The sequence below is a fragment of the Agrobacterium sp. RAC06 genome, from assembly GCF_001713475.1.
Lineage (GTDB): Bacteria > Pseudomonadota > Alphaproteobacteria > Rhizobiales > Rhizobiaceae > Allorhizobium.
The window spans coordinates 2,047,055-2,062,049 of the sequence record NZ_CP016499.1 but is presented as its reverse complement, the minus strand read 5'-3'; the positions used below and the strand labels follow the sequence as shown (position 1 = coordinate 2,062,049).

14 protein-coding genes are annotated in these 14,995 nt (G+C 62.1%); 9 read left to right on the top strand and 5 right to left on the bottom strand.

From position 1 onward, the window contains the following. Positions 1–13: 13 nt before the first annotated feature. Entirely contained in the window at positions 14–916 is a 903-nt protein-coding gene (locus BSY240_RS10015) for a helix-turn-helix transcriptional regulator (protein WP_069042210.1), read from the bottom strand. A 256-nt stretch (positions 917–1,172) separates the two neighbouring features. Here BSY240_RS10015 and BSY240_RS10010 point away from each other — a divergent pair, with 256 nt between their 5' ends. Beyond that, a complete protein-coding gene (locus BSY240_RS10010; protein ID WP_069042209.1) occupies positions 1,173–2,357 on the top strand; it encodes an FAD-binding domain-containing protein in 1,185 nt (394 codons plus the stop codon). Between the two features lie 29 nt (positions 2,358–2,386). Further along, the gene (locus BSY240_RS10005) at positions 2,387–3,706 is read left to right on the top strand and encodes an ABC1 kinase family protein (protein WP_069042208.1); all 1,320 of its coding nucleotides are present in this window, start codon (positions 2,387–2,389) and stop codon (positions 3,704–3,706) included. 63 nt (positions 3,707–3,769) lie between these two features. Here BSY240_RS10005 and BSY240_RS10000 read toward each other — a convergent pair whose 3' ends face one another. After that, positions 3,770–4,501, bottom strand: a complete 732-nt coding sequence (locus BSY240_RS10000; protein ID WP_054150922.1) for a hypothetical protein — start codon at positions 4,499–4,501, stop codon at positions 3,770–3,772. Between the two features lie 62 nt (positions 4,502–4,563). Continuing rightward, positions 4,564–5,871, bottom strand: coding sequence for a hypothetical protein (locus BSY240_RS09995; RefSeq protein ID WP_069042207.1), 1,308 nt, complete (start codon positions 5,869–5,871; stop codon positions 4,564–4,566). A gap of 284 nt (positions 5,872–6,155) precedes the next feature. On the opposite strand from BSY240_RS09995, the gene BSY240_RS09990 reads away from it, so the two are divergent. The 7 genes from BSY240_RS09990 to BSY240_RS09960 all read left to right on the top strand — a co-directional run bounded on the left by BSY240_RS09990 (position 6,156) and on the right by BSY240_RS09960 (position 13,024). Then, entirely contained in the window at positions 6,156–7,187 is a 1,032-nt protein-coding gene (locus tag BSY240_RS09990; protein ID WP_069042206.1) for a LacI family DNA-binding transcriptional regulator, read from the top strand. A 264-nt stretch (positions 7,188–7,451) separates the two neighbouring features. Then, positions 7,452–8,603 (top strand): extracellular solute-binding protein, encoded by a 1,152-nt coding sequence (locus BSY240_RS09985; protein ID WP_069042205.1) that lies wholly within the window; start codon positions 7,452–7,454, stop codon positions 8,601–8,603. A 35-nt stretch (positions 8,604–8,638) separates the two neighbouring features. Then, positions 8,639–9,478 carry an ABC transporter permease gene (locus tag BSY240_RS09980; protein ID WP_069042204.1) on the top strand — a complete coding sequence of 280 codons (840 nt, stop codon included), beginning with the start codon at positions 8,639–8,641 and terminating at the stop codon, positions 9,476–9,478. Between the two features lie 5 nt (positions 9,479–9,483). After that, on the top strand, positions 9,484–10,308 hold the full coding sequence (locus BSY240_RS09975; protein WP_069042203.1) for an ABC transporter permease: 825 nt from the start codon (positions 9,484–9,486) through the stop codon (positions 10,306–10,308). 25 nt (positions 10,309–10,333) lie between these two features. Beyond that, positions 10,334–11,380 carry an ABC transporter ATP-binding protein gene (locus BSY240_RS09970; RefSeq protein WP_069042202.1) on the top strand — a complete coding sequence of 349 codons (1,047 nt, stop codon included), beginning with the start codon at positions 10,334–10,336 and terminating at the stop codon, positions 11,378–11,380. Next, entirely contained in the window at positions 11,370–12,218 is an 849-nt protein-coding gene (locus tag BSY240_RS09965) for a glycerophosphodiester phosphodiesterase (RefSeq protein ID WP_069042201.1), read from the top strand. The genes BSY240_RS09970 and BSY240_RS09965 overlap by 11 nt, the downstream gene beginning before the upstream one ends. After that, positions 12,218–13,024, top strand: a complete 807-nt coding sequence (locus tag BSY240_RS09960) for an inositol monophosphatase family protein (protein ID WP_069042200.1) — start codon at positions 12,218–12,220, stop codon at positions 13,022–13,024. Before BSY240_RS09965 ends, BSY240_RS09960 begins: the two co-directional genes overlap by 1 nt. Positions 13,025–13,095: 71 nt before the next feature. Here BSY240_RS09960 and BSY240_RS09955 read toward each other — a convergent pair whose 3' ends face one another. Both BSY240_RS09955 and ugpE read right to left on the bottom strand, forming a co-directional pair. Beyond that, a complete protein-coding gene (locus tag BSY240_RS09955; RefSeq protein WP_069042199.1) occupies positions 13,096–14,145 on the bottom strand; it encodes a sn-glycerol-3-phosphate import ATP-binding protein UgpC in 1,050 nt (349 codons plus the stop codon). Continuing rightward, a complete protein-coding gene (gene ugpE, locus BSY240_RS09950; RefSeq protein WP_054150756.1) occupies positions 14,145–14,993 on the bottom strand; it encodes a sn-glycerol-3-phosphate ABC transporter permease UgpE in 849 nt (282 codons plus the stop codon). Before ugpE ends, BSY240_RS09955 begins: the two co-directional genes overlap by 1 nt. Positions 14,994–14,995 lie beyond the last annotated feature (2 nt).

The window sequence follows — 14,995 nt, the reverse complement described above, 5'->3', positions numbered from 1 at the left end:
CGCCCTCGGCCATCTAGATCGAATGCTGTTGTTTGCGTCGCCAGACGGCCGGGGTCTCCCCGGTGATGCTGCGGAACACCTTGGTCAGATGCGCCTGGTCGGAAAAGCCGAGCTGCGCACTGATGCCAGCGATGCTCATCTCCGTTTCCGAAAGCATCTGCCGCGCCATGTCGATCCGGCGTGACAATTGCCATTGGAGCGGCGTCATTTCGGTGGTCTGACGGAACACCGTGGCGAACCAGCTCTCCGACAGGCCAACGACATCGGCCATCTCTCGCACGCTCAAACGGCGTCCGCCGCAATTGGCGAAATAGCCGGAAAGCCGGTTCAGTTGCGCCTTGGTGAGATGCCCGGCATGCGCAGCAGTTCGCCCTTCGCTTACCCGCAGGTCGAGAAGTCCGGTGATGATGCTGCCTACCAGGTTCTCTGCAAAGGCTGGATGCCTGCCATCCGTCGACAGCTCGTCCACGACAAGCGTGGCGAGGCTGGCCAGGGGACCGGGATCCTGCAATTCGACCGGTTGCCTGATGATGGCGCGCGCCGCGGACGAGCCGACAGCCGGCGTCAGATACCGCATCAGCCGTTCCTGATGCAGATGCAGGTCGAGGTGGGAAAAGCGATGGCGGCTGCTGAACTTCGTCCACATCGGCATGCCGGCCGGCACATAGATGGCGCGTGCCATGCCCCGCTCGCCCCGGTCCAGTTCTTCCGCCCGGTCCGCCACCCGGATCTGGCTGCTGACATCGTTGAAGAAGAAGACGATCCGTGGATCCGGCGAGAGATAATAGCCGTTTGCCCCTGCATGGCCTTCCGCTTCCCAGTGGACACCGACGACGCCGTCGAGGGAACGCCATTTGGGCGGCATGAGGGCGCGGATACCCTCGATTTCGGACTGCATCGAATGGAGATATGTCAAACCAATGGCCTCTCACCCGGTTTCGGTGACCTGCACATGCGTCATGGCGCGGCGCACTATTGGCCGGATGCAGGCGTTGGGTCAACAAAGATGACTTGATAAATCATATTTTTGAACTGTGCCTGTGGGCGTGGCTGTTCTGCGCCAGGGCTCAGATCGTGACGAAGGAGCGCAGGTCCGCCCTCACCGCGGAGCCGTAGTGTTGTTCGGCAGGCACCAGTCAGTGCCAGCCGGATTGAACGCATCTGGAGTAACGATGGCAGACTTCGACTTCCCGCTGACCCGCAGCGACGCCCTTCAACGCCTGGACGATTTTCTGCCGCATGCGGGTGCTGCCTATGCACGCTTGCGCAACAAGGAACAGGGGCAGGGAGAGCATGTGCATGTATCGCGATTGTCTGCCGCGCTGCGCAGACGGCTGATCTCCGAGCAGGAGGTTGTCGACGCGGTCCTGGCACGGCACGGACTGGCGGCGGCCGAAAAATTCGTCAGTGAAGTGTTCTGGCGCACCTACTGGAAGGGCTGGCTCGAGCAGCGTCCAACCGTTTGGGAGGATTATGGCGCAGCCGTCGAACGAGCGCTGGAGCAGGTGGATGCAGTGTCGGGACTGCGCAAACGCCATGCCTCGGCGATCGATGGATCGACCGGCATCGACTGTTTCGACGCCTGGACCAAGGAACTGAATGAGACGGGCTATCTGCACAACTGGGCGCGCATGCAGTTTGCCTCGATCTGGATCTTCACGCTCGGACTGCCCTGGGAACTCGGCGCCGCCTCGATGTTCGACCGTCTGATCGACGCCGATCCGGCATCGAACACCCTGTCCTGGCGTTGGGTGGCGGGTCTGCACACGGCCGGCAAGGCCTATCTCGCCGATGCCGAGCGAATCCGCTCGATGACCGATGGCCGCTTTTCGCCTGCCGGCCTGGCACGCACGGCCCGCATTCCCGCAGACAGTGTACGGACCCCTTCCCCTTCATCCATCCGGCCGGCCTCTTCGTCGGATCCATCCGCAGCCACTCTGTTGCTGCTGACCACAGAGGATCTGTCGGTCGAACAGGTTGGCGCGATGCGTGCGCTGCCGGTGAAGTCCATCGTTTATCTTAAAGGTCGCAGCTCGTGGGACGAGACTGCTCTCGCCGATGCTCTTGCACGTACCGCACAGGTGTGGCCGGATGCGGAAGTCTGCGGGGCTCTCGCCCCTGGTGAGCTTCCTTCCGCAGCAAAATCGTCAGGCTGCACACAGGTCGCAACCGCTTTCCTGCCCGTTGGCCCCGTCGCGTCTTCCATTGCCCCTGTGCGAGGCGAGTTCGACAGGCTCGGCATCGCCTTCACGGAATATCTCCGCGAGTGGGATCGGATGGCCTGGCCACATTGCCGGAAGGGCTTCTTCGGGCTGAAGGAGAAGATTCCAGCCCTTCTGCAGGCGGGGCACCGCTGACATGCGCTCCAATGCTCGGAAGGATAGTCATGAGTGATCGTGATCGATACAGGCCCGTCCCTCAGGGGCGTCTCAGCCGGCTCGCAGCACTTGGCCAGATTGCCGGTGGCGTCGCCTCGGGCATGGTCGCCGAGGGCTTGAGCCGCCTGGCGAAAGGTGAGCGTCCGCATCTGAGAGACCTGCTGCTGACGCCGTCGAACGCACTGAAGGCGGCGGATCAGCTGTCGCGCATGCGCGGCGCGGCCATGAAGCTCGGCCAGATGATCTCGTTGGAACCGGGCGAATTCCTGCCGCCCGAACTCCAGTCGATCTTTGCGCAGCTCCGGTCCTCAGCGCATTTCATGCCGCCGAACCAGCTTGCAGCCTCATTGTCCAGCGCCTGGGGTCCGGACTGGCGACGCCATTTCATCCAGTTCGAGACGACACCGATCGCGGCCGCATCGATTGGACAGGTGCATCGGGGCGTTCTGTCATCAGGCCGTCCGGTTGCCGTCAAGGTTCAATATCCCGGTGTGCTCCAGAGCATCGATTCCGACATCGACAATGTCGCGACCTTCTTGCGGCTGTCGGGCCTTCTTCCCGCAGGCCTCGACATTGCGCCACATCTGGCCGAAGCCAAGCGGCAGTTGCGGGAAGAGGCCGACTATCTGCGCGAGGCGGAGGAAATGCGTCGCTTCGGCCGCCTGCTCGCCGATGACGACCGCTTCGTGGTGCCGGCCCCGGTGGAGGAACTCCTGCGGCCGACGGTCCTGGCGATGGATTTCATCGAGGGGGCTCCGCTCGAAACCCTGGCCTCCGCACCCCAGGCGCAAAAGGATGCGGCCATGCAGGCTATCTCCGAGCTGGCACTGCGCGAGCTTTTCGTCTTCGGCCACATGCAGACGGATCCGAATTTCGCCAACTATCTCTGGAGGCCTAAGGACGGACGGGTCGCGTTGCTCGATTTCGGCGCGGTACGACCGGTCTCCCCGGAAAGCGCCAGAGACTACCATCTCCTCCTGCAGGCGACTCTCGGCGGCAGCGTGACGGCGGTGCGCGATGCGCTGATGGAGATGCGCTATCTTTCCCGGGCGCAAACGGAGCGCTACGGACGGACGCTGGATGAAATGACACGCGTCGTCCTCGACCATGTCCTGAAGGCGCCGGAGGGGCTGGTTGATTTCAGCGACCGTGGCCCGCTCGTGGAAATTCGTGAGCGCGCGGTACCGATCTTTGCCGATCGCGCGCTATGGGCGCTGCCGGCTCCGGATAAGATGTTCCTGCAACGCAAGATCACTGGGCTTGCGCTTCTCAGCATGAAGCTGCGCGTCCGGATGCCGCTCTCGTCCATGCTCCGGGATTATGCCTGACGCGTATTGCAGAGAGGCGTGCCGTCGCGCACCTGTCTGGGAACCGGGCCCCGCCGACGCAGATCAGTCTGCCTGCTTCGCGGTTGCCACAGGGGTCGTGACCAGCTTGAACTCCGCCATCTCCTCCGGCGTCAGGTAGTAGAGCCGGTCCGGAGGCGTTTCGAGCGCGTTGATCCAGAGCCCGTTGCCGATGCCCATTTCTTCAAGGTGCCGGGCAATGCGTGCCGTGGTGCTCTGCGCACCGGACATCGCCTGCTCGGGCGAGGGGCGGTCTTGCCCGGCATTGAAGACCTGGTGGACGCCGAGAATGGCATCCTCTTCTGCCTCGCGCGCCACGCCGCCGGCAAAGACCAGAGGACAGGAAGAGGCGCAGAGCGCCTTGCTCGCCACCTTGGTGTTGATGCCTTTCTCCCGGATCAGCTTCGACATGGCCAGGGCATCATTGACGGAGCCTCCCGGCGAATTCAGCGATACCGCCTGAACATATTCGCCGCGAGCAGCGATTTCCTCGGCAAATCGCTCCGCAGCACCAAGATCGATCGAACCTTCCGCTGTGAGCAAGCCACCGGTCAGCAGTTCGAACCGCATCGGTTGGCGCAGGGTTTCCGGAGAACTGCCGGGCTCCACCGGGGGCAACTGGGGAGTACCGTCCGTCAGCGCCGGCGGAAGCACGGGGGCATCCGTGGTCATCGGATCATGGCCGGGAAGCGTAGCATGCGCGAGGCTCATCTCCCTGAGGTCCGTGAACAGGAAGGCGCCTGCAGCCGCCAGCAGCCCGAAGAAGGCGCTGCGCATCAGCAAACCGTCATCGGCATGTACAATGGCTGTTTTCAGGCGCAGGGCGAGCGAAGCTGGTTTCACGCCGGTGGTCCCTTGCGTGGCGCCTTGGCGGACATGTCGAGGCTGGTGATGTTGGAATCGATCCGCCCACGCTCGTCCTCCGCCTCGGCGGACTGGAGCGCCTGCTCGACATCGATCCCCTGTCGATTGAGCGCACGTTGCACCTCGAGCGCCTCAAGCAATTCGGCTGCGGTGATGCGCTGTGCGAAGGGCATACGCTCCTCCTGTCGCCGGATCGCTCCGTGCACCACGGTCAGGATGAAGACCAGGACGGCGGGAAGAAGATCGATCGAAATCGCCCCCGCCCAGGCCGGAATAAAATCTGCGGCATAACGCAGAACGGCCTCTGCCGAGGACAGTGGTACGAAGCGCCGCTCCGCGACCGGCTCGCGTGCGAGGATTTCGTCGGCTGCCTCAGACAGAACTTGAGACTGGGCGGACACCGAGGTCCGGATCGTCTGCATGACCTGATCCTGACGCTCCGCGAGATCGGCTGCCCGGCCATCGGCAACAGGCGCGATGAAGCCGAGTGAAAGGTCATCGGCGGCCCGCTTGACGGAGGGGGCAATCGAGGTCTGTTCGAGCGATGTGATGACGCCGGAAAGGGCGACTACCTCGGCGGAGAATTCATCGCTGCGGGGAGCGATTGCCCCGGGCGCCGAAACCAGCGTGCGCATGGTCGCCAGATGAGCGCGTCCCTGGTCAAAGAGCGTCGTGACCCGCTCGCGCGATGCGACAATGCCGGCCTCGAGTTCGCTCAGCTGCGAAGACATCTGCGTCAGAAGCTGAACGACGCTGCCCGCACCCGTGGTGCCGGTGAGCGCGCCATTCTGCCGTTCATCTTCGGCGAGCCGCGAAAAGCGCTCCGATGTCCGCTGGATGTCTGGCAACAGGCTTTGGGCGGCGAGCGCATTCTGATGTGCCTGATCGAGATCCGCCGTGTAGTCCTGCACCGTCTCTGCGAGATGCTGTTCGAGCGCCGCAGAGCCTGCAAGCGCCGCCGCATTCAGCCAGCTCGACATGGCAATGATCATGGCGCAGCCGAGTGCCATCACGCCGATCATGGCGCCGCGCGCCGCAGCGCCGGTTACATGGGGGTAGAAGCGCGCCATGTAAGACCAGAAGGCATAAATCGCGACCGAGACCGAGGCCGAATAGATGATGGCGGCAAAGAAGACCGCGGTCGGTGAGCCATCGAGAAGGCTGCGGACCCCCAGATAGGTGTAGACACCGGACGCAAGGGCCAGAACGGCGAGCGCAAAGCGGGTCATGGTTTCGACGGCAAGGACGCCATCCTGCAAACGATGCGATGCGCCAAGCGCCATGGAGACCTCCGACAGGAATGAATTCTTACCAAGTTCTTAAGAAGCGGGCGAAATGAAGGCTGAGGCTCAGCTGTCCGTTCTTCAGAAATTGGCCTCGTCTACCATGGCGCGCCCCTAATCGGTACGAATTGCAACCAATTTCGACCTGGTGCCTCAACCGTCTGCTTCACCCTTCTCACGAATTTGTGTCACACTAGACGCGTAATGCGCCCTCTGTCCCGTTCTGTCAGGCCCGCAACCGGGCTTTTCGGAACGAGCCCCTAACTCTCTATTGGTTTTGCTGCATGCGTAAGAATGGCTCGCCGCTTTTTGTCAGCGCCAGAATGGTGGCCGAGCGTGCCGGCGTGTCCCGTTCGGCCGTGTCGCGTACCTTTACCGAAGGCGCGAGCGTTTCTGAGGAAACGCGTCGAAAGGTCGTCGAAGCGGCCGAGGCGCTCGGCTATCACGTCAACCATCTGGCCCGCCAGCTGCGCGAGCGCAGCAATATCGTCTGTCTGATCGTCTCGGATCTGACCACGCCCGTCAGGGCGGCGATGGTCGACCGCTTGACCCGCAAGCTTCAGGCGGCCGGCAAGATCACCGTGGTTCTCAATACCGAGAGTGACGAGGCAAGCGTCAATCACGCCTTGAAGCTCACCTTGCACTACCGCGCTGATGCGACGGTGGTCCTGTCGGGAACGCCATCGACGGGATTGGTGAAAACGGCGCTTGCCAACGGCCAACAGGTTATCCTGATCAACCGCGACGACGGTCTGGAAGGCTGCGATAATGTCGGGCTGGACAATGCGACGGCCGCAAGAGAGGCGCTTTTCCTCCTGAAACGGGCCGGGTGCAAGCGCCTCGGGATCTTAACCTCGGCTGCTCGAACCCCGAGCCTGGTGGAGAGAGAAGCGCGCTTCCTCGAAGCGGCAGCCGCTGAAGCGATCAGGGTGACCGTCTTCGAGGCGGACGCTACCAGCTATCGCGCCGGTTTCGAGGCCGCCAAACGCGTCTATGCCCGGTCGGAACCTCCGGACGGCGTGTTCTCTGTCACCGATCTGCTGGCGATCGGCTTCATGGATGGGGCACGCCTCGAATTCGGCCTGAGGATCCCGGAGGATCTCTGCGTCATCGGCTTCGACAATATCGAGCAGGCTTCTTGGGAAGCCTATCGCCTGACAACCTTCGAGCAGCCACTCGATCGGATAGCGGCGCATGTCGTTAGTCTCCTGACGGAAGTGCAAGGCCTGACAGAGGCTCCGCAGGGGGACGGAGCGGTCTTCGAGCCGGTTGCCGTCTGGCGCCGCTCCGTTCGTCCCCAACCTGGGACGACCTAATGCACGCGTGTGCATTGCGCTGGTGTCATCAAACCTTCGTCTAATCCCTGTAGGACGGAAATGCCCGTTCAAGCGCGTTGCACGCATGTGCAGGCGCATGGTGCAGACCTGCAGAGGGGCCGAGGCGGCGGTCCCTCTGCAGGCGTGCCCGGGCGAAGCATTTCGAGAGATGCAGGCTGCAGGCCCGTCTGGGTCAATGTCGCGGTGTCTCGGGGTTTGATTGTAAGCCGACGCCGAGTGGCGCGGCAGCCAAGGGAGAAGACGATGAAGCGTCGCGCATTCCTGATTTCCACGGCCGGCACCGTTGCCGGAATGATGATCCTGCCGAAGCTGTCCTTTGCAGCCGAAGGCCAGATCGACTGGTATACCGGCTCGGATGCCAATGTGCTCGATTTCTGGACCAACACTGTCAAGCCGGCTTTCGAAGCAGCGCATGCGGGCGTGAAGCTCAATCTCGTCGATGCCGGTGACAATGCAGGCATCCAGTCGATCGCCGAGCGCGCCATCGCGGCAATGCAGACGAACACCGACCCGCAGGCCGATTACTTCGAGCATACCGATCCGCGTCTGCCAAAGGGCGCCATCGAAGCCGGCCTCTACGTCAACATGAAGGAAGCTGGCCTGTCGAACTATGCGAAGGTCAACCCGCTCGCTATCGATAGCGACTTCTCGCTTCCCTATCGCGGCAGCCAGGTGCTTCTCGCCTATGACACCACCAAGCTGGCGGCTGCCGATGCGCCGAAGACCTGGGATGCGCTCGTCGCCTGGATCAAGGCAAACCCCGGCCAGTTCGTCTACAACCGCCCTGACAAGGGTGGTTCGGGCGGAAACTTCGTCCGTCGTGCCATCCATCAGGCAAACGGCCTCGACCCTAAGGCATTCACGGTCGACAACTACACCGAAGCCTTCGGCAATGAGGCCCTCGGCAAGGCTTGGGAACTGCTCAAGGACATCGCCCCGTCACTCTACGACAACGGCGCCTACTCCTCCGGCAACACCCAGTCGATCCAGTTGTTGGCCCAGGGCGTTGTGACCATGATCCCGGTCTGGTCCGACCAGGTTCTCCAGGCGATCGCCCAGGGCGTCCTGCCGGAAACCACTGGCATCGTGCAGCTTCAGGATCTGGCTCTTTGCGGCAACTTCTCGCGCGCCGTGGTGCTGAGCAATGGCAAGAACCGCGACGCAGCCCTGAAGCTGGCCGACTTCGTCCTGACCGAAGAGATCCAGGGTGCCATCCTCTCCGAGCTCGGCGGCTTCCCTGGCGTCAGCTGGGAACATGTCTCCGCCGATCTGCGCGAGAAGTTTGCCGCTATCATCCCGAACAGCATTCCGACCTTCCCGTCGGGCGCCTGGGAAGTCGCCGTCAATGACGGCTGGTACCGCAATGTGGCACCGACCATCGACCGGAAGTCGTGAGTTCAGGCGTGAGTGCGTCTGCCATATCCAGAACCATGTCGGGCAGGGGGCTTATTGGCCTCCTGCTCGTCGCCCTACCGGTTTCGCTTGTCGGATGGCTGGTCATCTGGCCAATCATCAGTGCCGTCCTGCGCACGGTGTGGCGTACTTCGCCCGATGGTGAGGCAGGTTTCGACCTGTCGAGCTACATCTTCTTCTTTTCCGACGCCTACAGTCTCAACAATCTCAGCCTGACGCTCTGGACCACAGCGGTCTGTGCCCTGCTGCTCCTGGTCGTGTCGCTTCCGATCGCGCTTTACCTGCGCTTTGCCAAGGGCGGTATCGCCTCCTATGTGCAGGCGCTTGCCATCCTGCCGATGTTCGTTCCATCGATCATTCTCGCCTATGCCCTGATCCGCGTGCTCGGGCCGAATGGCATGGTCGACCTGCTCTTGAACTTCGCCGGCCTGCCGAAATTGAGAACGCCCTATCTCACGCCCTGGGGGCCGGTGATCGGACTGGTTTGGGACAATATTCCGCTGACGGTGCTGATCCTGCTCTCGGGTCTCGGCTCGGTGAGCAACATGGCGATCGAGGCTGCGCGGGATGTCGGTGCAAGCCGGCTTCGGGTTCTCCGGCACATCATTCTGCCGCAGATCACCAATTCCATCCTGGTGGCACTCTCCTTCGCCGTACTCGGCATCTTTTCCGCCTTTACGCTGCCCTATCTGCTCGGCCCAGCGTCGCCCGAGATGATGGGCCCCTTCATGCAGCGCACGTTCCGGGACCTGAACGATCCTGTTGGAGCGATCACGCAGGCTGTCATCACCTTCGGCTTCTGCATTGTCTTTGGCCTGTTTTACGTGCGCTCCGTCGCCCGCAACCAGGGGAGATGAGGCAAATGACCGAATCCATAACCCCGCCGCGCCGGATCGATGGCACCGGCATGCTGCTCGCACTCGTGCTTTCGATCGTCGTCGTCCTGCCTCTACTCGTCGTCGGCATCTGGGCCTTCACCGAGGTCTGGCGCTATCCGAATGTGCTGCCACAACAATTCGGTCTGCGGTTCTGGGAGCAGACGCTCAACCGTTCGGACGTGTGGAGCGCGCTGTGGCTGAGCCTGACGCTCTCGGCCGTGGTGACGCTTGCCTCCGCGGTCATCTGCCTGCCGGCAGCTTATGCCTTTGCGCGTATGCGGTTTCCAGGCCGTGACTTGTTGTTCTTCTCGTTTCTTGCAGGCCATGCCTTCCCGAAGTTCGGTCTCCTCGTCGCCATCGCCGCGATCTTTCTGCAGCTAGACCTGATCGGCACCTTTTGGGGTGTGGCGCTTATCCAGCTCGTCAACACGCTGATGTTCATGATCTGGATCCCGGTTGCCGCATTCCAGGCCGTCGATCGCCGCATGGAAGAGGCTGCCCGCGACGTGGGTGCAGGCCCGTTCCGTGTCTTCTGGTCGATTACCTTGCCCCAGGCCGCGCCCACCATCGCGGCGGCCCTTCTCCTGACATTCGTCGGCACCTTTTATGAGACGGAAGGCGCCTGGCTGATCGGCGCGCCGGGCATCCGCACCATGCCCGTGCTGATGATCAGCTTCATCAACAACCAGATGGTCATCCAGTTCGGCGCGGTCCTGTCCGTCATGCTCTGGGTCCCGTCCTTCATCGCTCTGATGTTCGCCCGCCGGGTGATCGGCGGCAACGCCTTTGCCAAGGGCTTTGGGGGATGAACAACAGTCTTACAGGAATGCCAAGATGTCCAAACTGAGCATACGCGCGGTCTCCAAGATCTTTGGGGCAGGACCCACCGCCGTCGACAGCGTCTCGCTCGATGTCGCGGATGGCGAGCTGGTCTGCCTGCTCGGGCCTTCCGGCTCCGGCAAGTCGACCTTGCTGCGCATGGTGGGTGGTTTCGAACAGCCGTCAGCGGGTACCATCGCGATCGACGATCAGGACGTGACGCGTCTGCCACCGGAGCAACGTCCGACGGGCATGGTCTTTCAGAGCCATGCGCTCTGGTCGCACATGAATGTCTTCAACAACCTCGCCTTCGGGCTGAAGCTGCGCAAGCGGCCCGCTGCCGAAATCCGTGACAGGGTCGAGGGCGTGCTCGAGCTGGTCGGCCTGAAGGGCTACGATCGACGCATGACCAACGAGCTCTCGGGAGGCCAGCAGCAGCGCGTCGCACTCGCACGCTCTCTCATCCTCGAGCCGAAGATCCTGCTTCTGGACGAGCCCTTCGCAAGTCTCGACCAGCACCTGCGGGAGCGCTTGCGCGAGGAGGTGCGCGACATCCAGCTTCGCCTGAAGATCACGACGCTCTTCGTCACCCACGGGCAGGATGAGGCCCTCTCGATGGCGGACCGCATCGTGGTCATGCAAAATGGCAGGACCGAGCAGGCCGATCGGCCGGAGATCATCTACCGCGATCCGCTAACGCCCTTTGTCGCTGGCTTCATCGGCACGATGAACTTCGTCGAAGGCAAGGTCGAAAACGGCCGTTTCGTGCATCCCGACCTGTCTGTGGACATGCCCGTCTCGGATGGCCCGGTCACACTGGCCGTCAGGCCTGAAGCGCTCGATCTGGTCAGCACGGAAGATGGCGCGGCAGTTGTCCACCGCGTGACCGATTTCGGAACCCATGGTCTGGTCGATCTCCATCTCTCCGATGGTACGCGGCTCAAATCCATGGTGCGCAGCCCCGAACCCTTCAGTTCCGGCCACGCCGTGGATCTGCGTCCCCGCGCCTTTGCCGCCTTCCGCGACAACGTCAAACTCTACCGGTCCTCTGATGCAGCCTGACCCCATATTCCTCGACCACCAGGGTCACAGGACCCTTATCAAGTGGCACCGGGCGCGGAGAAAAGCCTCTGACGCCGAATTCACGCCGACCCGTATTCTCGACGCCATGCGTATCGGCGCGAGTGTCGAGGTGGATCTCGTGGTGCATGCCGACAAGGGTTTTGCGATCCTGCACGATCTCGAACTCGATCACGGCACCACCGGATCCGGCCTGGTCTGCGAGACATCAGCCGAAACGCTGCGCCGGCTTTTCCTGCGCGGAAACGACGGGGAGCCGATCGCTGACCGGGTCATGTTGCTCGAGGATCTCTGTGACCTATTGGCTGCAAATCCTGCCCATCGCGATGCCCTTCTGCAGCTCGACTACAAGGAAGACCTGTCGCGCCTGTCGCCGGCCGTCATTGCCAATTTTGCGGCGGCCGTTTCCAAGGTGGCGCATGCGATGATCCTTTCGGGTGGCGATAGCGCTGCCGTCGCGTCTCTGGCTGCCGCCACGCCTGGGCTCAGAACCGGATACGACCCGACCTATGTCGGCGTGCTCGATGACTTGCAATCCCGGGAGGACTTCTCGCGCTTTATTGCGGCTGCACTGAAGACGGCACCGGAAGCGGCGATGATCTATCTCGACTACGAGCTCATTCTGGCGGCCGATGCTGCCGGCGTCGATCTCATCCGCGCCGTGCACGACGACAACCGGCGTGTCGATGCCTGGACGATCCGGTCAATCAATTCGGCCACGCTTGCAAAGATCCGCCGTCTCCTCGACCTGCGGGTCGACCAGATCACCACGGATGACCCCGAGGGTCTCCTGTTTGCCTTGGCCGAAGGAGCCGCTTGATGTTAGTCGATCCCACAATCGTCCTGACCGACATGGTCGAGGCCGCGCGGCGCGCCGGCGCGCTGACGCTTGAGCATTTTCATCGCAGGGAGACACTCGAAATCGGCGTGAAGGGACCGGGCGATTTCGTCAGTATTGCCGACGAGCAGTCCGAAACCCTCATCCGCGATCACCTGCTGACGCGCTATCCCGACTGGAGCCTCAGCGGAGAAGAGTTTCCGCCGGTCAAGGGTGTGGATGACACCTATCGCTTTCTCGTTGACCCGATCGACGGAACCACCAATTTCCTCTGGGGTCTCGACTATACGATCACGATTGCATTGCGGCGTGCCGGAGAGACGATCTGCGGCCTCGTCTACAATCCGGTGACGGACGAGATGTTCACGGCCGTCAAAGGGCAGGGTGCTTACCTCAACGGCAAGCGGCTCGAAATGCGCGACAGCGCCGATGTCAGCCAGATGGTGGTCGGAACCGGCCTTCCCACGCCCAACCTCTCCATGCATGCCGGCGCCTATGCACGGCTGGATGCGATCCGCGCACCGATCGGCGCCGTCCGCGTTCTCGGCAGTGCCGCCAATTGTTGCGCCTATGTCGCCTGCGGTCGCTTTACCGGCTACTTCGAGCAGACCGGTTTCGTCGATACGGCAGCCGGGATTCTTCTGGTGGAAGAAGCTGGTGGGGTGGTGACCGACTGGTGGGGCCGGGGACCGGAATTCTTCGAGAAATCCGGTTTGCTGATCGTCGCCAATCCCGGCACACACCGGTTTCTCCTGAACCACCTGTCGAGTGTCCAACGGGCAGATTGAGGTCTCGGACCGTGCCAGGCAGCCATCGAAGCGGGGCCGGAAGGCCCCGCTGATGTATCGAACCGATGGTATCAGTTGAGACGCGCGCCGTTTGCATCGAAGTAGTGCAGGTCCGATGGCTTCGCGCCGATCTGCACCATGTCGTCCATCTCGATCCGCGAGCGACCCGCCACACGGAAGACGATGTCGCTGCCATCGGTAAGCGTACCGTGCACGTAGCTTTCGGCCCCAACCAGTTCAACCGCGGCGACCTTGACGCTTGCGGTGAAGATCTCGTCCCCCGGCACGTCCGTGATCAGGTGGAGATCTTCCGGGCGAATGCCGAGTGTGGCAGTGCCCGACGGAACCGACGCATCTGACGTCATCGACCAGCTATCGGTCTTCGTCGCCATCTGCAGCAGGTTCATCGAGGGTGACCCGATGAAGGTTGCCACGAAGGTCGTCGCCGGGCGCTCGTAAAGCTCGATCGGCGTGCCGACCTGTTCGATACGCCCGGCATTCAGTACAACGAGCCTGTCGGCGAGCGTCATGGCCTCCATCTGGTCATGGGTCACGTAGACGCTGGTTGTGGCGAGCGACCGCTGCAGCCGCTTGATCTCGACGCGCATCTGCACGCGCAGCTTCGCATCGAGGTTCGACAGCGGTTCGTCGAAGAGATAGGCCGCCGGCTCGCGGACGATGGCGCGACCCATGGCAACGCGCTGACGCTGGCCGCCCGAGAGCTGACGGGGCTTGCGCTCCAGGAACTGCTCGATCTCCAGTGCTTTGGCCGCCTGCTCGATGCGGCGGTCAATCTCGTCCTTCGGCGTGTTGCGGTTCTTCAGACCGTAAGCCAGGTTCTGGCGGACGGTCATGTGCGGGTAGAGCGCGTAGTTCTGGAACACCATGGCAATGTCGCGCTCGGATGGTTCCAGCTGGTTGACGACCCGGTCGCCGATCGCGATCTCGCCGCCTGAGATGCTCTCAAGGCCGGCAATCATGCGCAACAGCGTGGACTTGCCGCAGCCGGATGGCCCCACGAGAACCACGAGCTCCCCATCGGCGATTTCCAGAGACACGCCTTTGATGGCTTCGACATTGCCATACATCTTGCGGACATCGTTCAAAACAATCTGGGCCATTACTTTTCTGTCTCCACAAGACCTTTGACGAACCATCGCTGCATCAGAACGACAACGATGATGGGAGGGATGATGGCGAGGATCGCCGTAACCATGACGTAATTCCAGGGCGTGGAGGCGTCGGTGAAATCGACCATGCGGCGAAGGCCGATGATGATGGTATTCATCTTCGCATCGTTCGTGACCAGAAGCGGCCAGAGATACTGGGTCCAACCATAGATGAAGAGGATGACGAAGAGTGCTGCGATGTTGGTGGTCGACAGCGGCAGCAGGATGTCCTTCATGAAGCGGAACGGCCCGGCATTGTCGATGCGCGCAGCTTCAACCAGTTCGCCCGGTATGGTCAGGAAGAACTGTCTGAACAGGAAGGTTGCCGTCGCTGACGCCATCAGCGGGAGCGTGAGCCCCGCATAGGTGTCGATCAGCCCAAGATCCACGATCACCTTGTAGGTGGGCAGAATGCGTACCTCGACCGGTAGCATCAGGGTGATGAAGATCATCCAGAAGAAGAACATCCGGAAACGGAAGCGGAAGAAGACAATCGCGAAGGCCGAGAGGAACGAGATGATGATCTTGCCGACGGCGATCGCGATCGCGACGACGAAGGAATTGAACAACAGCCGTTCGAGGCTCACGCCGACGACGCGCTCCACGCCGCCGGACATGGCTTCCGTGTAGTTTTCGACCAGATGGTCGCCCGGCAACAGCGACATGGGCGGCCGGATGATATCCTGCGAGCTCATCGAGGACGCGATGAAGGTGTAGTAGATCGGAAAGGCAACGACGATGATGCCGATGACGAGGATCAGGTGGCCAATCATATTGGCGATGGGGCGTTTTTCAATCATGT